This window comes from Kitasatospora sp. NE20-6 (genome assembly GCF_045862635.1).
The window spans coordinates 182,305-200,432 of sequence record NZ_BPRL01000012.1; the positions used below are offsets into that span (position 1 = coordinate 182,305).

Annotated in this window: 15 protein-coding genes and 1 pseudogene; 7 read left to right on the forward strand and 9 right to left on the reverse strand. The window is 73.7% G+C overall.

Features of this window, described 5'->3' with window-relative positions; all coding sequences use genetic code 11:
• Positions 1-87 precede the first annotated feature (87 nt).
• Entirely contained in the window at positions 88-1,143 is a 1,056-nt protein-coding gene (gene glpX / locus SNE206_RS13745; protein WP_407913596.1) for a class II fructose-bisphosphatase, read from the forward strand.
• Positions 1,144-1,245: 102 nt separating this feature from the next.
• Here glpX and SNE206_RS13750 read toward each other — a convergent pair whose 3' ends face one another.
• Both SNE206_RS13750 and SNE206_RS13755 read right to left on the reverse strand, forming a co-directional pair.
• On the reverse strand, positions 1,246-1,575 hold the full coding sequence (locus SNE206_RS13750) for a WhiB family transcriptional regulator (RefSeq protein WP_407913617.1): 330 nt from the start codon (positions 1,573-1,575) through the stop codon (positions 1,246-1,248).
• Between the two features lie 304 nt (positions 1,576-1,879).
• Complete coding sequence (locus SNE206_RS13755) at positions 1,880-2,572, reverse strand: DUF1707 domain-containing protein (protein ID WP_407913618.1); 693 nt, start codon at positions 2,570-2,572, stop codon at positions 1,880-1,882.
• A 223-nt stretch (positions 2,573-2,795) separates the two neighbouring features.
• Between SNE206_RS13755 and SNE206_RS13760 the strand changes: the two genes are divergently transcribed.
• Complete coding sequence (locus tag SNE206_RS13760; protein ID WP_407913597.1) at positions 2,796-4,463, forward strand: fumarate hydratase; 1,668 nt, start codon at positions 2,796-2,798, stop codon at positions 4,461-4,463.
• A 99-nt stretch (positions 4,464-4,562) separates the two neighbouring features.
• Here SNE206_RS13760 and SNE206_RS13765 read toward each other — a convergent pair whose 3' ends face one another.
• Positions 4,563-4,766 carry a hypothetical protein gene (locus SNE206_RS13765; protein ID WP_407913598.1) on the reverse strand — a complete coding sequence of 68 codons (204 nt, stop codon included), beginning with the start codon at positions 4,764-4,766 and terminating at the stop codon, positions 4,563-4,565.
• Positions 4,767-4,981: 215 nt separating this feature from the next.
• Here SNE206_RS13765 and SNE206_RS13770 point away from each other — a divergent pair, with 215 nt between their 5' ends.
• The 3 genes from SNE206_RS13770 (at position 4,982) to SNE206_RS13780 (ending at position 11,000) form a co-directional block, all read left to right on the forward strand.
• Positions 4,982-7,954, forward strand: coding sequence for a BTAD domain-containing putative transcriptional regulator (locus SNE206_RS13770; protein ID WP_407913599.1), 2,973 nt, complete (start codon positions 4,982-4,984; stop codon positions 7,952-7,954).
• Positions 7,955-8,383: 429 nt separating this feature from the next.
• A complete protein-coding gene (locus SNE206_RS13775) occupies positions 8,384-9,106 on the forward strand; it encodes a methyltransferase domain-containing protein (RefSeq protein ID WP_407913600.1) in 723 nt (240 codons plus the stop codon).
• Between the two features lie 88 nt (positions 9,107-9,194).
• Positions 9,195-11,000, forward strand: coding sequence for a SpoIIE family protein phosphatase (locus SNE206_RS13780; RefSeq protein ID WP_407913601.1), 1,806 nt, complete (start codon positions 9,195-9,197; stop codon positions 10,998-11,000).
• Positions 11,001-11,004: 4 nt separating this feature from the next.
• Here the strand turns inward: SNE206_RS13780 and SNE206_RS13785 are convergent, their stop codons facing one another.
• From SNE206_RS13785 to SNE206_RS13795, 3 genes are read right to left on the reverse strand one after another with little or no spacing between them, the layout of a single operon-like run.
• The gene (locus SNE206_RS13785) at positions 11,005-11,739 is read right to left on the reverse strand and encodes an HNH endonuclease (protein WP_407913602.1); all 735 of its coding nucleotides are present in this window, start codon (positions 11,737-11,739) and stop codon (positions 11,005-11,007) included.
• Entirely contained in the window at positions 11,736-12,725 is a 990-nt protein-coding gene (locus SNE206_RS13790) for an AAA family ATPase (protein ID WP_407913603.1), read from the reverse strand. The genes SNE206_RS13785 and SNE206_RS13790 overlap by 4 nt, the downstream gene beginning before the upstream one ends.
• Before the next feature lie 50 nt (positions 12,726-12,775).
• The gene (locus SNE206_RS13795; protein ID WP_407913619.1) at positions 12,776-13,729 is read right to left on the reverse strand and encodes a LysR substrate-binding domain-containing protein; all 954 of its coding nucleotides are present in this window, start codon (positions 13,727-13,729) and stop codon (positions 12,776-12,778) included.
• A gap of 141 nt (positions 13,730-13,870) precedes the next feature.
• On the opposite strand from SNE206_RS13795, the gene SNE206_RS13800 reads away from it, so the two are divergent.
• Positions 13,871-14,422 carry a peroxiredoxin gene (locus SNE206_RS13800; RefSeq protein ID WP_407913604.1) on the forward strand — a complete coding sequence of 184 codons (552 nt, stop codon included), beginning with the start codon at positions 13,871-13,873 and terminating at the stop codon, positions 14,420-14,422.
• A 3-nt stretch (positions 14,423-14,425) separates the two neighbouring features.
• Positions 14,426-14,962, forward strand: a complete 537-nt coding sequence (locus tag SNE206_RS13805) for an alkyl hydroperoxide reductase (protein WP_407913605.1) — start codon at positions 14,426-14,428, stop codon at positions 14,960-14,962.
• 82 nt (positions 14,963-15,044) lie between these two features.
• On the opposite strand, the gene SNE206_RS13810 is transcribed toward SNE206_RS13805, so the two are convergent.
• The 3 genes and pseudogenes from SNE206_RS13810 to SNE206_RS13820 all read right to left on the reverse strand — a co-directional run.
• Positions 15,045-16,436, reverse strand: a complete 1,392-nt coding sequence (locus SNE206_RS13810) for an AI-2E family transporter (protein WP_407913606.1) — start codon at positions 16,434-16,436, stop codon at positions 15,045-15,047.
• A gap of 409 nt (positions 16,437-16,845) precedes the next feature.
• Positions 16,846-17,529, reverse strand: coding sequence for a transglycosylase SLT domain-containing protein (locus tag SNE206_RS13815; protein ID WP_407913607.1), 684 nt, complete (start codon positions 17,527-17,529; stop codon positions 16,846-16,848).
• 457 nt (positions 17,530-17,986) lie between these two features.
• A pseudogene (locus SNE206_RS13820) lies at positions 17,987-18,128 on the reverse strand (PhoH family protein); the annotation flags it as partial.

An 18,128-nucleotide genomic window follows, 5' to 3' on the forward strand; every position in this document is an offset into this window, starting at 1 on the left:
ATACGATCGCAACTACCCTCACCACGGCGTTCCGACCAGGCAGTAGTCGGACGCCTACTGGCCGTCGCGTACAGAGAGGTAACGACGATGACCACGCACGCTTTTGATGAACTCCGGCCGCACGGCATGCCCAGCTCGCTGGAGGTCGCACCGGAGGCCCCGGACCGCAACCTGGCCCTCGAACTCGTCCGCGTCACGGAGGCCGCCGCCATGGCGGCCGGCCGCTGGGTCGGACGCGGCGACAAGAACGGCGCCGACGGCGCGGCCGTGAAGGCCATGCGCACTCTCGTCTCCACCGTCTCGATGAACGGCGTCGTCGTCATCGGCGAGGGCGAGAAGGACGAGGCACCCATGCTCTACAACGGCGAACGGGTCGGCGACGGCACCGGCGCCGAGTGCGACGTCGCCGTGGACCCGGTCGACGGCACCACCCTCACCGCGAAGGGCATGCACAACGCGGTCGCCGTCCTCGCGGTCGCCGACCGCGGCACGATGTTCGACCCCAGCGCCGTCTTCTACATGGACAAGCTGGTCTGCGGCCCCGAGGCCGCCGACTTCGTCGACATCAGCGCCCCGGCCGCCGTCAACATCCGCCGGGTCGCCAAGGCGAAGGGCAGCGCCGTCGAGGACGTCACCGTCGTCGTGCTGGACCGCCCCCGCCACGACGGGCTCGTCAAGGAGATCCGCGAGGCCGGCGCCCGCATCAAGTTCATCTCCGACGGCGACGTCGCCGGCGCGATCATGGCCGCCCGCGAGGGCACCGGCGTCGACCTGCTCATGGGCATCGGCGGCACCCCCGAGGGCATCATCGCGGCCTGTGCCATGAAGTGCATGGGCGGCGTCATCCAGGGCCGGCTGTGGCCCAAGGACGACGCCGAGCGGCGGAAGGCCCTGGACGCCGGCCACGACCTGGACCGGGTGCTCAGCACCGACGACCTCGTCAGCGGCGACAACGTCTTCTTCGTCGCCACCGGCATCACCGACGGCGAGCTGCTGCGCGGCGTCCACTACCGCCAGGAGACCGCCACCACCAGCTCGCTGGTGATGCGTTCCAAGAGCGGCACGATCCGCCGGATCGACTCGACGCACAAGCTGTCGAAGCTGCGGGCCTACAGCGCGATCGACTTCGACCGCGCCAACTGAGCCACGCCGCCGGCGCGCAGCCCCGCGACGCGCCACCGGACGGGCCGCGGCCCCGGGCACACCGCCCGGGGCCGCGGCCCGTCCGCCGTCCGCGACGACCGGTCAGCCCGCTATCCGGCGGGCCGTCGACCGGCGCGCCTCGCGCAGCTCGGAGTCGCGGCGCCGCCGCCGGGCCAGCACCACACGGCGCTCCGCCGCCGTCAGACCGCCCCACACCCCGTACGGCTCGGGCTGCACCAGCGCGTGCTCCCGGCACTCCAGCAGCACCGGGCAGCGGGCGCAGACCTGCTTGGCCTGCTCCTCACGCGCCAGCCGGGCCGCCGTCGGCTCCTTGGACGGCGCGAAGAACAGGCCCGCCTCGTCGCGGCGGCACGCCGCCCCGGTGTGCCACGGGTTGTCCTCCAGCGGGTCCGCCGGGGCCGGCACCGCCACGGGGCTGCGGCGGGCGGCGGCGGTGCCGGTGGCGCTGGACTCGATCGGATGCAGCACGGCAACTCCTACGCGGTTCGTGACTCGGGGAAGCTCGCATCCCTGCCCGGCCGCCCCGTGCCCACCCGTCGCGGCACCGCCGCCCTTCGGGATCACAGCCGTAACAAGAACCGATGTGCGTGGGGAACTACCCCCTCGCCCCCCGATTCATGCACACCGCACGCAACCGACTACTCCCTGCACTCGCCGCAACGTCGAGTGCCCTCAGCCCAGTTGGGAGGACGCCGGGCGCGCGGCCGCGCCGCGGTCAGAGGTCGAGCTGCTTGCGCGCCCACTCCCTCAGCTTCTTGCCCCGCCGCGGGCGGGCGTCGCAGCCGCCGAAGACGGCCGCGCCCTTCACCCGCACCACCGGCGCGTACGGGTCGGCGGAGGTCTGCTCGCGCACCGAGAAGCCGCCGAAGATGCCCACCCCGGTGCCGTGCAGGCTGACGTTCTCCGGCACCTTGATGTCGACGCCGCCGAAGACCGCGACCACCTCGATCACCACCTCGGGCGACTCGAACACCGCATCGGTCAGATCGATGTCGACCCCGCCGAACACCGCCACCGCCCGCAGGTGCGAGCCCACCCGCCAGCGGCCCTTGCGCTCGGCGCCGCCGAACACCGCCACCATCGTCGGCGCCTCCTGGCGCGCCGGGGGCAGCGGCGGACGCTCGTGGCGCACGGCCGGCTTCTCCGCCGGGAACGGCCGGCCCGCCGCCGGCAGGTCACGGGTCAGCGGGGCGAGATCGCCGAACGTCTTCGCGGTGTACGCGGCCTCGATCCGCTCCGCGTGCTCGTCGACCGTGAGCCGGCCCTCCGCGTACGCGTCGCGGAGCAGGTCCGCGACCTGCTCGCGGTCCGCGTCCGAGACCCTCAGCTCGGCCTCCGCGACGGGCTCGGCCGCCTCCACGGGGGTTGCGGCCCGCGCCGGGACGGGGGCGGGCTCGGCCTTGGTCATGGGTACGGGCTGCTGCCCCTGGCCGTCCTGCGACGGCTCGTCCTGCGACGGCGAATTCTCCACGGCACGAGCCTAGCCACCGGGCCCCGTCCGAACGAGGGTTCGCCCGAGAAAGGCGTGAGCCCTGTCACGCAGGCTCACCTGACCACCTGCGGCCCTCCTCCTGCGCCTACCCTGGAGGGTGCTTCGCAGACGCAGCCGACCTCGCTAAGGATCACCCCCCATGGCTCCCACGCCGGACTTCGAGTACCGCGACCTCCTCCCGCTCGGTGCCGACCCCACCCCGTACCGCAAGCTGACCTCCGAGGGCGTCTCCACGTTCGAGGCCGACGGCCGGACCTTCCTCAAGGTCGAGCCCGAGGCGCTGCGGCTGCTCACCGCCGAGGCGATGCACGACATCTCGCACTACCTGCGCCCCGACCACCTCGCCCAGCTGCGCCGCATCCTGGACGACCCGGAGGCCAGCCCCAACGACCGCTTCGTGGCGCTCGACCTGCTGAAGAACGTCAACATCTCGGCCGGCGGCATCCTCCCGATGTGCCAGGACACCGGCACCGCCATCGTCATGGGCAAGCGCGGCCAGAACGTCCTCACCTCCGGCGGCGACGAGACGGCCATCGCCCGCGGCGTCTTCGACGCGTACACCAAGCTCAACCTGCGCTACTCGCAGATGGCGCCGGTCACCATGTGGGACGAGAAGAACACCGGCAACAACCTGCCGGCCCAGATCGAGCTGTACGCCACCGACGGCGACGCGTACAAGTTCCTCTTCATGGCCAAGGGCGGCGGCAGCGCCAACAAGTCGTACCTGTACCAGGAGACGAAGGCGATCCTCAACGAGTCGTCGATGCTCTCCTTCCTGGAGCAGAAGATCCGCTCGCTCGGCACCGCCGCCTGCCCGCCGTACCACCTGGCGATCGTCGTCGGCGGCACCAGCGCCGAGTTCGCGCTCAAGACCGCCAAGTACGCGTCCGCGCACTACCTCGACCACCTGCCGACCTCCGGCGACGCGAAGACCGGCCACGGCTTCCGCGACCTGGAGCTGGAGCAGAAGGTCCACGAGCTCACCCAGAAGATCGGCATCGGCGCGCAGTTCGGCGGCAAGTACTTCTGCCACGACGTCCGCGTCATCCGCCTGCCGCGGCACGGCGCCTCGCTGCCCGTCGCGATGGCCGTCTCCTGCTCGGCCGACCGCCAGGCGCTCGGCAAGATCACCGCCGAGGGCGTCTTCCTGGAGCAGTTGGAGACCGACCCGGCGAAGTACCTCCCGGACACCACCGACGAGCACCTCGACGACGACGTCGTGCGCATCGACCTGAACCAGCCGATGGCCGACATCCGCGCCCAGCTGGCCAAGTACCCGGTCAAGACCCGGCTCTCGCTCAGCGGCACCCTCGTCGTCGCCCGCGACATCGCCCACGCCAAGATCAAGGAGCGCCTCGACGCCGGCGAGGGCATGCCGCAGTACATGAAGGACCACCCGGTCTACTACGCCGGCCCCGCCAAGACCCCCGAGGGCTACGCCTCCGGTTCCTTCGGCCCCACCACCGCCGGCCGCATGGACTCCTACGTCGACCAGTTCCAGGCCGCCGGCGGCTCCATGGTCATGCTCGCCAAGGGCAACCGCTCCAAGCAGGTCACCAAGGCCTGCAACGAGCACGGCGGCTTCTACCTCGGCTCCATCGGCGGCCCCGCCGCCCGCCTCGCCCAGGACTGCATCCGGAAGGTCGAGGTGCTGGAGTACCCCGAGCTCGGCATGGAGGCCGTCTGGCGCATCGAGGTCGAGGACTTCCCGGCGTTCATCGTCGTCGACGACAAGGGCAACGACTTCTTCGCCGAGGTCACCGACGGCCCGCTGATCACCAGCCTCCGGGTCCGCTCGGCGGAGTAGCGGCAGCACCCGCGCCCCGGCCGGCCCCGCCGCCCGGGGCGCGGACACGGAAACGCCCCGGTCCGCGAGGACCGGGGCGTGCACGTCGTACGGGGAGCGTCAGGGGCAGTTGCCGACCGAGCCCATCGGCTCGAAGACCTCGTCGCCCTTGGGCTTGTCGGTCGCCGGCGGCTCGTCGGCCTGCGGCTCGGCGAGGACCTCAAGGGCCTGCTCGAACGCGTCGGGGTCCACCGGAGCGATGGTGTGCTCGGCGGGAGCGGATTCGGCCACGGGCTCGGTCGCGGTGGTGGTCTCGTCGGCCATGGGATGGGCCGCCTTTCGGGTCATCAGATCTCAGCCGCCCAGCCGGATCGCTCAGGGCGCCCGGACAGTATCGTAGAGACCGTTAAATGTCTTATAAACGCTCGGCCGTCCAGGCGCTTCGCCGCCGTTTGCGAGCACTCTCGTAAGCTGACGCCCCCGCATCCGCGGACCGCACCACCTTCATGCACCACCAACAGAGGCATTCGGGGGAGGACATGGAGCTCGACGGGACGCCGCCGGCCGCAACACTGCGCTTCCAGGTGCTCGGCCCCGTCCAGGCCTGGCGCGGCACCGAGCAGTTGGCGCTGGGATCACCGCAGCAGCAGGCCGTGCTCGCCGCGCTCCTGCTCGGCCAGGGCCGGCCGGTCACCACCGACGACCTCGTCGACGGCGTCTGGGGCGACCGTACGCCCCCGCAGGCGGTCGCGGCGCTGCGCACCTACATCTCACGGCTCCGCTCGGTGATCGAACCCACCCGCGCACTGCGCAAACCGGCCGAGATCCTGGTGTCGGTCAGCGACGGGTACGCGCTGCGGATCCCGCCCGAGTCGCTCGATCTCGCCGCCTTCGAACGGCAGGTCGCCGAAGCCTCCGAGGCGCGCGCCGAGGGCGACTTCAGGGCCTCCCACGACACCCTGCTCGGGGCCCTGGCCCTCTGGCGGGGCCGTCCCCTGCCCGGCGTGCCCGGCCCCTACGCCGAGACGCAGCGCACCAGGCTGTCGGAGCGCCAGGCCGCCGTCTCGGAGGAGCGCTGCGCCGTCGCCCTGGAGATCGGCCTGCACGCCGAGGTGGTGTCGGACCTCAGCGCCCTCTGCGCCGCGCACCCGCTCCGGGAACGCCTGCGCGAACTCCTCATGCTGGCGCTCTACCGGTGCGGCCGGCAGGCGGAGTCGCTCGGCGTGTACGCGGACACCCGCAAGCTGCTGATCGAGGAGCTCGGTGTCGAGCCGGGCACCGGCCTGGCCGCCATGCACGCCCGCATCCTGGCCGGGGATCCGGCGCTGATGCCCGCGGCCGCCGCGAGCGCCCGGGTGAGCACGGAGGACGCCCCGGTCTTCGTCCCGCCCGCCCAGCTCCCCGCGGACGTCTCCGACTTCAGCGGCCGAAGCAAGATCGTCAACGAGCTCCGCGACGTCCTGCGCGGCGGCTCGGGCCAGGCCGTGGTGGTGACCTCGCTCGCCGGCATCGGCGGCGTCGGCAAGACGACGCTGGCCGTCCACGTCGCCCACGGCCTGCGGCCGGACTTCCCCGACGGGCAGCTGTACGTCGACCTGCGGGGCGCCGGAGCCTCCCCGGCCGACCCCGCCGTCGTGCTCGGCGACTTCCTGCACACGCTCGGCACGCCCGACGTCCCGGAGACGCTCGACCAGCGGTCGGCCCTGTACCGCTCGCTGCTCGCGGACCGCCGCATGCTCATCCTGCTCGACAACGCCAAGGACGCCCGGCAGCTGCTGCCGCTCATCCCCGGCGTCTCCGGCAACGCCGTGATGGTCACCAGCCGTTCGCGGCTGGCCGAGATCCCCGGCGCGCACCTCGTCGACATCGAGGAGCTGACACCCGACGAGGCCCTCGCCCTCTTCTCGGCCATCGTCGGGATCGAGCGGGTGGCCGCCGAACCGGAGTCCGCCCTGGCCGTGGTGACCGCCTGCGGCTTCCTGCCGCTCGCCGTGCGCATCGCCGCCGCCCGGCTCGCCAGCCGCCCGCGGTGGAGCGTCTCGGACCTCGCCCGGAGGTTAGCCGACCAGCGCAACCGCCTCCAGGAGCTCCAGCTCGGCAACCTCGCCGTCGAGACCACCATCGGCCTCGGCTACGCCCAGCTGCGACCGGACGAGGCCCGGGCCTTCCGGCTGCTCTCGACGGTCGACGCGCCCGACCTGCCGCTCGCAGCCGTCGCCGCGCTGCTCGGCACCGACGAACGCCGGGCCGAGGACCTCGCCGAGGCACTCGTCGAGGCCAACATGCTCGAATGCTTCACGCCGGGCCGCTACCGCTACCACGACCTCCTGCGGCTGTTCGCCCAGCGGCAGAACGAGAAGCTGGGCGACACCGGCGAGCAGCGCGCCGCGCTGCTCCGGCTCCTCGACCTGCTGCTGGCGACGATGCAGAACGCCGCCCGCGTCATCGAACCCGACGACCTGCAGGCGGAGCTGCTGCACCACCCCGGCTCCCCCGGGCTGCCGATGGACGACAGCGGGACCGCGCGCGCGTGGATCAGATCCGAGGTGGCGCTGCTCCTCAGCAGCATCGAGGCCGTCGTCGGCGAGCCGATGGAACTGCTGCGGCCCGCGGTCGACCTCGTCCTCGTCCTCCGGGCCCTGGTCGAGGACCCGACGCTCGGCCCGCGGATCCGGGCCGCCCTCAACGCCGCCGCGGACAACGCGCGCCTGCACCGGGACACCGCGGCGCTGGCGCGGGTCCGGTACGCCGTCGGGCACATCCACCAGATGGCCGGCGAGCTCCAGGAGGCCGAGGTGTCCCTCCGGCAGAGCCTGGCCCTGCAGTCCGAGGACGACGGCACCCAGCTGCACATCTCGGTGGCCAACGAGCTCGCCATCGTGCTGATCCTCGCCGGACGCCCCGCCGAGGCGCTGCCGTTCTACCAGCAGGCCCACGCCATCAGCCGCAGCCTCGGCGCGGCGATCGGGGAGGCCAGGCTCCTGGGCAACATGGCACGGGCGCAGCTCCACCTCGGACAGCACGAGGAGGCCGTCGCGTCGGCCGCCTCCGCCGTGTCCGCGGCCCGGGCGTCGGGCAACGCGCCCTGCCTCGCCGACACGCTGTACCAGTTGGGCGTCGTGCTCCGCTCGACCGGATCCCCCGGGGACGCCGCCGAGCACCTCCGGGAGGCGCACCGGCTCTACCAGGCGCAGCAGCACCGGATCTGGGAGGGTTACGCGCTCGCCCGGCTGGCCGCGTGCCTGCTGGCGGACGGGCGTCCGGCGGAGGCGGCGGAGGCGGCGGACGAGTCGCTCGTGATCGCGCAGGAGCTGGACGCCGCGTACTGCCAGGGCCTGGCGAACGCCTCGCTCGGCGAGGCGCTCCTGGAGCTGGGCCAGCCCGCGCGCGGGCTGGCGTGCCTCCAGGAGGCGCACGCGGTCTTCGTCCGGCTCGGTGTGCCCGAGGCCTCCCCCGTGCAGGCCCTCATCGACCGGCAGCACACCGAGCCCTCTCTCCCCCCGGCGCCGTAGGCCCGTCCCGTCCCCCCGGGCGGTCGGGCTCCCCCTGGTGCGTCGGCGCTCCCGCAGCCCCCCGGCTGCGGGAACGCTTCGACGCTTCCCCGGCGCTGAGGAAGACTCTGGCAGCCGCCGATTGACGTTCGATAAACGCGCACGTTCGGGGCGTTTCCGCAGGTGGGAGCGGTGCACCGGCGCACGGTGGCGGCCGCGCGACCCCGGCCTGCTCCGGTCTGCCCCCGGTCCGCCCCCGGGCTGACCCCCCACTGTCCCCGAAAGTCGGCCACCTGATGCCCCGGTGACGCGAGTTGGCCGGAAAGCGGCCCCACGGTGCAGTGATCACGCATATTCTCGAAGGCCAGCCACACTTCGATCGGCCGACGCGGGGGCGGTACGCCGGGCGGGCAGTGCCCGCCGGGAGCCAGGTGGAGAGGTGCCTCACGCGTGACAACAGGACAGATCTCCGACCAGGCCCGCGCCCGTCACCGGCGACGCTCCGAACGGGCCCTGCAGGCCGTCGCGTTCGACGCGATCGGGCACCGCTACGCCGAGGTCTTCCCCGACCGCGCCGGCCAACTGGCCTGTGGCGACTGGCTGCTCGCCGAACTCCCGCCCGGCGCAAGGGTGCTGGACGTGGGCTGCGGCACCGGTGACCCGACGGCCCGCCAACTCGTGGCGGGCGGACTCCGCGTGACCGGGGTGGACCTCTCGGACGGCATGCTGACGGAGGCCCGGCGGGTGGTGCCGGGCGCGGAGCTCCACCGGCTGGACATGTACGACCTGGCGACCGGGCGGGCCGCGACCGTGTGGGACGCGCCGTCGCTCGGCCCCGACGGCGCGGGGTCGTTCGCCGCGGCGACCGCGTTCTTCTCGCTCGCCCTGCTGCCGCGGGCCGAGATCGGCGTGGTGCTGCACCGGATGCGCGCGCTGCTGCAGCCGGGCGGTCTGCTGGCGCTGGGCCTGGCCGAGGCCGACCTGGACGCGGCGCCGCTGCCGTTCCTGGGCCGGGAGCTGCGCGTCAGCGGCTACCTGCGGGAGGAGCTGGTCCGCACGCTGGTGGGGGCGGGGTTCACGGTGGAGTCGTGTACCGGCCACCCGTACGCACCGGCGTCGACCGCCCTGCCGCCGGAGGAGCAGCTGTTCCTGCGCTGCCGGCGCACCACCTGACGGGCGCAGCACGCGACCGCACCCGCCCGACCGCACCCGCCCGACCCGCCCGACCCCTGTCCTCCCGCCACCGACGAACGGGCAACCCGTGCACGACCAGACCGCGCCCACCACCGGGCGGCCGGCCGCCGCCGCGCCGCTCCTCGGCGTGCCGCTCGCCGGTGTGCCGCTCGCCGGTGTGCCGCTCGTCGGTGCCCAGCGCGGCGCCGCGGGGACGGACGACCGGCCGGGGATCACCGAGCGGCTGGGCTACCTGGAGGCGGCGACCCGGCGGATCAACGGTTCGCTGGACCTGCGGACGACGCTGCGCGACCTCGGGCGGGCGCTGGTGCCCGCGCTGGCGGACGCCGCCGTGGTGCACCTGCGCGACCCGCTGCCGTCGATGGAGCGCGACCCGGGCCTGCCGTCGGCCCTGAAGCTGCACCACGGGCAGGGCACCCGGCTGGGCCGTCGGGCCCGGCTGTGCCGGCCGGTGCCGGACGGTGCGGTGGCGGCGCTGTTGGCGGGCGCCGCGCCGTACGGCCCGGCGGTGCTGGGCATGCCGTCGGAGGAGCGGCTGCGGCCGCTGCTCACCGAGCTGTACGGGGCGCGGACGCTGGGGCGGCTCGCCGCGGGCACGGCGGTGCTGGGGCTGCCGCTGCGCGGGCGGAAGGCGGCGCTGGGGCTGCTGCTGCTGATCCGGCGGCCGGGCAAGGCGGGTGCGGCGCGGTTCGATCCGGCGGACACCGCGATGGCCCGGCACCTGGCCACGCAGGCGGGGCTGGCGGTCGACACGGCGCTGCGGTACGCGCGGGAGTTCGCGACCGCGCGGGAGCTGCAGCGGCGGATGCTGCCGGCCCACCTGCCGCAGCCGCACGGGGTGCGCCTGGCGCACCGTTACCTGCCGGGTGAGCGCGGGGCGCAGGTCGGCGGCGACTGGTACGACTCGGTGGAGCTGCCGGGCAACCGGGTGGCGCTGATCGTCGGCGACGTGATGGGCCACTCGCTGACCTCGGCGGCGGTGATGGGCCAGCTGCGGACGAGCGCGCAGACCCTGGCCGGGCTCGACCTGCCGCCGCACGAGGTGCTGTACCACCTCGACGAGCAGGCGCAGCACCTCGGTGCGGAGCAGCATCTGGCGACGTGCGTGTACGCGGTGTACGACCCGATCGCGAACCGGGTGGTGCTGGCGAACGCGGGCCATGTGCCGCCGGTGCTGATCGGCCCGGACGGGCGGGCGGAGCTGCTGGAGCTGCCGGCGGGTGCGCCGATCGGGGTGGGCGGGGTGGACTTCGAGTCGGTGGAGCTGCCGGCGCCGCCGGGTTCGGCGCTGCTGCTGTTCACGGACGGCCTGGTGGAGAGCCGGCGGCGCTCGCTGTCGACGGGTCTGGAGCAGTTGCGGGGCCGACTGGCGTCGGTGCACCGGCACTCGCCGGAGCACGTCTGCCAGGAGGCGCTGCGGGTGCTGCCGCCGGGCGAACGGGCGGACGACATCGCGCTGCTGGCGGCGGCGTTCGACGGCATCCCGGCGGAGGACGTGTCGTACTGGTACCTGCAGCCGCGGCACGAGACGCCGGGCCGGGCGCGGCGGCTGGCTGCGCACGCGCTGCGGCGGTGGGGGCTGGAGGAGCTGTCCGAGTCGACGGAGCTGATGGTGAGCGAGCTGGTGACGAACGCGATCCGGCACGCGACCCGGCCGGTGACGCTGCGGCTGGTGCGCACCTCGCGGCTCCGCTGCGAGGTCGGTGACGACAGTCCGGCGCTGCCGCGGGCGCGCCGGGCCGGGCCGGAGGACGAGCACGGCCGGGGCCTGCAGATAGTGGCCCGGTGCGCGGACGACTGGGGCGCGACCCGGCTGGGTGCGGGCAAGGTGGTCTGGTTCGAGCAGCGGCTGCCGGCGGGCGGCGCCGGCTAGGCGCTCACCCGAAGCCGGGCTCGGCGGCGACGAGCCGCGGGAGCACGGCGGCGAGGTCGGGCCCGAGCACGGCGTCGGCGAGGGCGGGGGTGCGGCGCAGGGCGACGACGCCGCGCAGCACGTCGGCGTGCTGGAGCAGGCGCAGGGCGGCGAGGTACTCGCGCTGTTCGGCGGTGCGGCCTGCGGCGCCGGCGGCGCTCCAGGCGGCCAGGAGCGACTTGGTGACGGTGAACATCATCCGGCGGCCGCGGACGAGTTCGGCGCGGGCGTTGAGGCCGAAGACGTCGATGGTGGCCTCGCCCTTGGCGGTGAGCGGGTCGTAGGCGCCGGACTCCAGGTAGAGGACGAGGTGGTCGGCCGGGTCCTCGCGGGCGGGGTCGACGAGCAGGTGGTCGCCGGTGAGCGGGTCGCAGGGGAAGCGGTCGCGCTTCTGGTTGCTGTTGCAGTGGGCGCAGGCGAGCAGGTGGTTCTGCCAGTCGAAGGTGCGCAGCGGGTCGCGGGCGATCGGCTCGAAGTGGTCGATGTCGGTGCCGAGGTTGTCCCCGCAGTACATGCAGCGTTCCAGGCCGGGGGCCATCCGGCGGAGCATGAGGCGCAGTTGGGCCTTGGGCTGGCGGGCGGTGCGCCAGGCGGCGCGGCCCGCGGCGGTGGAGGGGCCGGCGGCGCGGATGGCGTCGGTGCGGCGGGCGAGGTCGGCGGCCAGCGCCTGCTGGAGGGGTGGCCGCTGGAGCGGGATCACGGCCGGTCGCCGAGGAGGCGGGCGGCGAGCTCGTCGGCGCGGGCGCCGAGGGAGCTGTTGAGTTTGGCGCCGAGGCGGCGGTAGGCGTCGAGTTCGGCGCTGGTGGCGCGTCCGGTGTAGAGCTTGCGCTCCAGGCGGACGAGGAGGCGGCGTTCGGCCTCGGCGGTCGCGGAGTAGGCGCTGGGCAGGCCGAAGAGCTCGGAGAGGGCGGTGTCGTCGCCGCTGCCGTAGAGGACGCGCTGGTGCACGTCCTCGTCGAGGATGCGGGGCGGTGCGGCCTCGCCGGGCCCGGCGAGGCGGACGAGGGTGCCGGGGTCGGCGGCCTGTCCGACGTACGGGCTGTGGGTGGCGACGAGGAACTGCACGTGGGGGAAGTGCGCGGTGAGCCAGCCGCCGATGCGCTGCTGCCAGACGGGGTGCAGGTGGAGGTCGACGTCGTCGATGAGGGCGATGGCGCGGCGGGTCACGGTGGGGGTGCCGTCGGTGGTGCCGGTGCGGGCGCCGTCCCCGGTGAGGGCGGCGACGAGCGCGGCGAGGGCGGTGTGGCCGCTGCCGAGGGCGGCGAGGGGCCGCGGCGGCCCGTCGGGGGGCGCGACGAGGGCGCGGGCCGGGTCGGCGACGCACCAGCCGTCGGGCAGCAGGCCGTCGTCGAGGAGCAGGGCGGCGGCGCGGGTGAGGGCGGCGGGGGCCGGGCGGCTGCCGTCGAGGTGGTGGGTGCGGGTGCGGCGCGGCCGGACGGCCTGGCCGGTGCTCCACCGGCCGAGGCCGGGCAGGTGCACCTCGCCGGGCGGGCCTACGGGGTCCGGCGGGGTGGTGCCGGGCCGGGCGCCGAGGGCGTCGGCGAGGGCCCGCAGCAGGGTGGTCTTGCCGGAGCCGTTGGGCCCGGCGAGGACGGTCCAGCCGGGTTCGGCCCCGAGGGTGAGGTCGACGGCGCGCGGGCCGTCGAAGCAGCCGAGCCCTGTCACCTTGATCCGCGACACGTACACGCGCCCACCCCCCGTCCGAACGGTGCCCCGCAGGAGGTATGCCCCGTGGACTAGTCGGCGATGCGGACGGGGAGGTCCCGGAGCACGTCCTTCAGCGCGGCGGCGAAGTGGTCGTACTCCTCGCCGCGGGCGGAGCCGGGCCGGGTGGCGAGGCCGATCCGCCGGCCGGGCGCGGGGGCGGCGAAGCGGGCGGCGGCGAGCCGGTCGGAGCGTCCGGCCTCGACGTCGAGCGCGGTGGCGGGCAGCAGGGTGACGCCGAGGCCGCCGGCGACGAGCTGGACGAGGGTGGAGAGCCCGGCGATGCGGGTGGTGCCGGCGGTGGGGTCGGCGCCGGCCTCGCGGCAGATGTCCATGGTCCGGTCGCGGAGGCAGTGGCCTTCCTCCAGGAGCAGGACGTCGAGGTCGAGGAGGGCGTCGCGCGGGAGGTCGGTGCGGCCGGCGAGCGGGTGGCCGGGCGGGGTGAGGAGGACGAAGTCCTCGTCGAAGAGCGGGATGTCGCGGGTGGCGGTGGTGCCGCCGGCGGGGAGGGCGAGCAGGAGCACGTCGAGCCGTCCCGTGGCGAGGCCCTCGGTGAGGGCCGGGGTGCGCTCCTCGTGGACGTGGAGTTCGAGTGCGGGGAAGCGGTCGCGGACGAGCCGGAGCACGGCGGGCAGCAGGTAGGGGGCGACGGTGGGGATGACGCCGAGGTGCAGCGGGCCGGTGAAGGGGCGGCGGGCGGCCTCGACGGCCTCCGTGAGGGAGTGCAGGGAGCCGAGGACGCGGCGCGCGTGCTCGGCGACGCGCTCGCCCAGCGGGGTGATGATCACGCGGCGGGTGGTGCGTTCGAGCAGTTGGGCGCCGAGGGTGTCCTCCAGGGCGGCGACCGCGCCCGAGAGGGCGGGCTGGCTGGTGCCGGTGGCCGCGGCGGCCTCGCGGAAGTGCCGGTGCTCGGCGACGGCGAGGAAGGCGCGGAGCTGGGCGACGCTGGGGGTACGGGTCTTCGGGTGGTGCGGGGCGGTACTGATAGCTCTCTCCGATCAGATGCATCGAGTCTAGCTATTTCCCCGATCAGTCCAGCATGTGGGAAGGTTGAACCTGCTCGAATCCGTCGAACCACAGGCAATCCGGGCAAAATTCCCTCATATCTCAACCCAGGAGTAGCGAACGTGCTCACGATCGGTGACAAGTTCCCCGAGTTCGAACTCAACGCCTGCGTCGACCTCGACGCCGCGAACGCCTTCGCCGAGATCAACCACAAGTCCTACGAGGGCAAGTGGAAGATCGTCTTCTTCTGGCCGATGGACTTCACCTTCGTCTGCCCGACCGAGATCGCGGCCTTCGGCCGGCTGAACGAGGAGTTCGCCGACCGCGACGCCCAGATCCTCGGCGTCTCCGGCGACTCCGAGTTCGTGCACCACGCCTGGCGCAAGGACCACAAGGACCTGCGCGACCTGCCCTTCCCGATGCTGGCCGACGTCAAGCACGAGCTCATGCAGGCGTGCGGCGTCGAGGCCGCGGACGGCACCGCCCAGCGCGCGGTGTTCGTCGTCGACCCGAACAACGAGATCCAGTTCGTCATGGTGACCGCCGGCTCCGTCGGCCGTAACCCCAAGGAGGTCCTGCGCGTGCTGGACGCCCTGCAGACCGACGAGCTGTGCCCCTGCAACTGGACCAAGGGCGAGGACACCCTCGACGCCCAGTCGCTCCTGGCGGGCTGACCCGTGTCCCTGGACGACCTCAAGGCGGCCCTGCCCGACTACGCCAAGGACCTCAAGCTCAACCTGAGCGCGGTCATCGGCAACTCGGACCTCCCCGAGCAGCAGCTCTGGGGCACCGTGCTGGCCTGCGCGATGGCCACCCGCTCGGCCGCCGTGCTGCGCGCACTGGAGCCCGAGGCCCGGGCGAACCTGAAGCCGGAGGCGTACACCGCCGCCAAGGGCGCCGCGGCGATCATGGGCATGAACAACGTCTACTACCGCACGCTGCACCTGCTCTCCGACAAGGAGTACGGCACCATGCGGGCGGGCCTGCGGATGAACATCATCGGCACGCCGGGCGTCGAGAAGGCCGACTTCGAGCTCTGGTGCTTCGCGGTCTCCGCGATCAACGGCTGCGGCCAGTGCCTCGACTCGCACGAGGCCGTGCTGAAGAAGGCCGGCGTGGAGCGGGAGACCGTGCAGGCCTCCATCAAGATCGCCTCGGTGATCCAGGCGGTCGCCGCCACGCTCGACTCCGAGGCCGTGCTCGACACCCTCTGACGGGGCCGGAGCGGACGGAAGGGGCGCGGGTCACCGCACCCCTTCCGCATGTCCCGCGCCGCACCGGCCGCGGGCGGTGCCGTCAGATCACGGGCGTCCCGGTGTCGAGGTCCGCCTCCGCCTCCGCCTCCGCGTGGGCGGCCTCCGCCTGGCGGGCGTTCTCCAGCGCCTCGAAGACCTCCATGCCGGCGGCGTTGCGGCGGCGCAGGTGCCCGACGACCGTGTTGGTGACCGCGATCAGCGGCACCGCGACGATCGCACCGCCGATCCCGCCGACGATCGAACCCGCCGCCACGCCCAACACCACGCCGAGCGGGTGCACCGCGACCGCCCGGCCGAGGATGAGCGGCTGCAGCAGGTGGCCTTCGAGCTGCTGCACGGCCACCAGCACCACCAGCACCATGAGCGCCGTGAACGGGCCGACCGTCACCAGGGCGATCAGCACCGCGATGGTGCCGGTCACCAGGGCTCCGACCAGCGGCACGAACGCCCCCAGGAAGATGATCACCGCGAGCGGCAGGGCCAGCGGCACGCCGAGCAGCTGGATGCCGATGCCGATGCAGAGGGCGTCGATGAACGCCACGAAGACGGTGCCGCGCACGTACGCGGTCAGCGTCGCCCAGGCCTTGGGGCCGGCCCCGGCCATCGCGTACCGGGAGTGCCGCGGCAGGCCGCGGAGCACCCACGACCAGATCCGGGCGCCGTCGTAGAGCAGGAAGAACGTCGTGAAGGCGGCCAGCACCACACCGGTGAGCACCTCGACGGCGATCGTCACGCCGGTGAAGCCCGCCGAGGTGATCTGCTCGGAGTTGGTGCCGATGGCCGCCGAGATCTGCTTCGCGAAGTCGTTGATCTGCTGCTGCGTCAGGTGCAGCGGCCCGGTCACCAGCCAGTCGCGCAGCTGGTTCACACCGGCCTGCACCTTGCCGGTGACCGACTCCAGGTTGGTCGTCACCTGCCACACCACGAACCAGCCGACCAGCCCGATGCCGGCGATGCCGCTGAGGAAGGTGCCGGCGGCCGCGAGCGAGCGCGGCACCCCCAGCCGCCGCAGCCAGGAGACGGTGGGCTCCAGCAGGGCGGAGATCAGCAGGGCCGCCAGCACGGCGAACGCCACCAGGCGCAGCATGTCGACGACCTGGAAGACCACGTAGAGGGCGACACCGAGCAGCAGCAGCCGCCAGGTCGACTCCGCGGCGACCCGCAGCGCCCACGGCACGGCCTCGGCCGGAGTGGCCGGCCGGCCGGGGTGGTGCACGTCCCTGGCCGTGTACGGGTGGCGGTCCGCCTCGGCCTGGCGGGGCGGCGGCACCGGCAGGGCCGGCTGCGCCGCGGCGGCGCCCTGATCGGCGGGGGCCGGGTCGGCGGCGGCCCGGGCGGCGGCCCGGCGGCGGCGTTCGACGCCGGCCCACACCCCGGCGGCGACCGCGCCGGTCCTCGCCATCGCCTTGAGAGCCTTCGTCTCCCGCGACACGTTCGTCTCCCGCGACACGTTGCGTCGCCCTCCCCGTCGGTCCCTGCGCCGCGCCGATGGTGCGACCGTCAGGGCGACGCTACCCGCCCGGGGTACGGGCAGTCCCCGGACCCCGCAGACCACTGCCCGGACAGAGGATGACGAATCAACATGAAAACGTCGGTTTCGGACACCGGCGAACGGGGAGGAGACCGGCACAAGGACCATCTGCCGGCGGACCGGCCGGTGCCGGAGGTCCAGGACCCGCTCCGGCGCCCCGCGTCCGCATCAGGCCGCACCGCCCGTGGCGCCCTGGTCAGCGCCGCCCGGGCGGCGCGGCCCGCTCGTCGCGGCGGCGGCGCGGAAACACGAGGGCCCCCGACCGGATGCGGTCGGGGGCCCTCGTGTTTCCGCGCGGTGCGCGGCAGGATCAGTACCAGTGGTGGGACTGCCAGAACGACCAGGCGCCGCAGGGGCTGCCGTAGCGGCTGTTCATGTAGTTGAGGCCCCACTTGATCTGGGTCGCCGGGTTGGTGCGCCAGTCGGCACCGGCCGAGGCCATCTTCGAACCGGGCAGCGCCTGCACCAGGCCGTACGCGCCGGAGGACGCGTTGGTGGCGGTGTAGTTCCAGCCGCTCTCGCGCTTCACGATCTCGCTGAAGCAGGAGAACTGGCTGGCGTCGCCGACGATCTGGGCGGCCAGCGCCTGCACCGAGCCGGCCGGGATCGCGGCGAGCGCGGTCCGTGCGGCGGCGCGGTTGGCGGCCTCCTGGTCGGCCTTGCGCTTCGCCTCTTCCGCGGCCTTGGCGGCCTTCTCCGCGTCGGCCTTGGCCTGCGCGTCGGCGGCGGCCTTCTGGCGCGCGGCTTCCTCCGCGGCCTTCTTGGCCGCGGCGTCGGCGGACACCTGCTGGGCGGTCGCCTGGCGGACGAGGTTGTCGCTGATGGTCTGTGCCTGGGCACCCGAGGGGACGTCGGCGAGCAGCGTCGCGCTGGCGACGTCGACCGTCTGCACGGCCGAGCCCTCGCTACCCGAGGCTGCACCGACGACGGCACCGACAGCGGTGACGGCGGTGGCGGAGGCCACGGCAACTCCCCGGACCGAGATCCGAGTCACATGGTTTCCTTCCAGCGTCGCCCATGCGTGACCGTACGGGCGCAACATGCCCCTTGCCGCTCGCCTCCGTACGGTCCTGGTCACGGGAGACACTGGCCCGCCGCGGCGCCGAGCATGCTCGGAACTGCGTGGTGATCGGGCGGCGTACGGCTCATCGGTGTTCAGTTGACCGCCCGCCGACCGGAGTTGCCGGGCGTGATTCTGCCGTACGCGGGGCCTGACAGAACCCACACCATGCCGCACGCAGACGTGTCTACGCAATTCCCGGTTGCGTGGCGGATCTCACAATCTTCGCGAGCTGGGCGTTTGTCCGAAAGGTCGTCGACGATCCGACCGATTCGACGACAGAACGAGAGGCCTGCCGCTATGCGGCAGGCCTCTTGACGGTCATTCATGCACTTTTGTCCGCTTTTGTCACCGTTGGGTCGGGGCGCCGACCGGGCGGCGGACCGGACCGCTACGGCTGGACGTCCTCCAGCATCTCGGTGACCAGCGCCGCGATCGGCGACCGCTCGGACCGGGTCAGGGTCATGTGGGCGAACAGCGGGTGCCCCTTCAGCTTCTCGACGACGGCCACGACGCCGTCGTACCGGCCGACC

What these genes read in the sequence shown, in the direction of transcription:
- glpX (WP_407913596.1), top strand. Translation starts at nt 88, where the DNA reads ATGACCACGCACGCTTTTGATGAACTCCGGCCGCACGGCATGCCCAGC.
- SNE206_RS13755 (WP_407913618.1), bottom strand. Translation starts at nt 2,572, where the DNA reads ATGACCAAGGCCGAGCCCGCCCCCGTCCCGGCGCGGGCCGCAACCCCC.
- SNE206_RS13760 (WP_407913597.1), top strand. Translation starts at nt 2,796, where the DNA reads ATGGCTCCCACGCCGGACTTCGAGTACCGCGACCTCCTCCCGCTCGGT.
- SNE206_RS13765 (WP_407913598.1), bottom strand. Translation starts at nt 4,766, where the DNA reads ATGGCCGACGAGACCACCACCGCGACCGAGCCCGTGGCCGAATCCGCT.
- SNE206_RS13770 (WP_407913599.1), top strand. Translation starts at nt 4,982, where the DNA reads ATGGAGCTCGACGGGACGCCGCCGGCCGCAACACTGCGCTTCCAGGTG.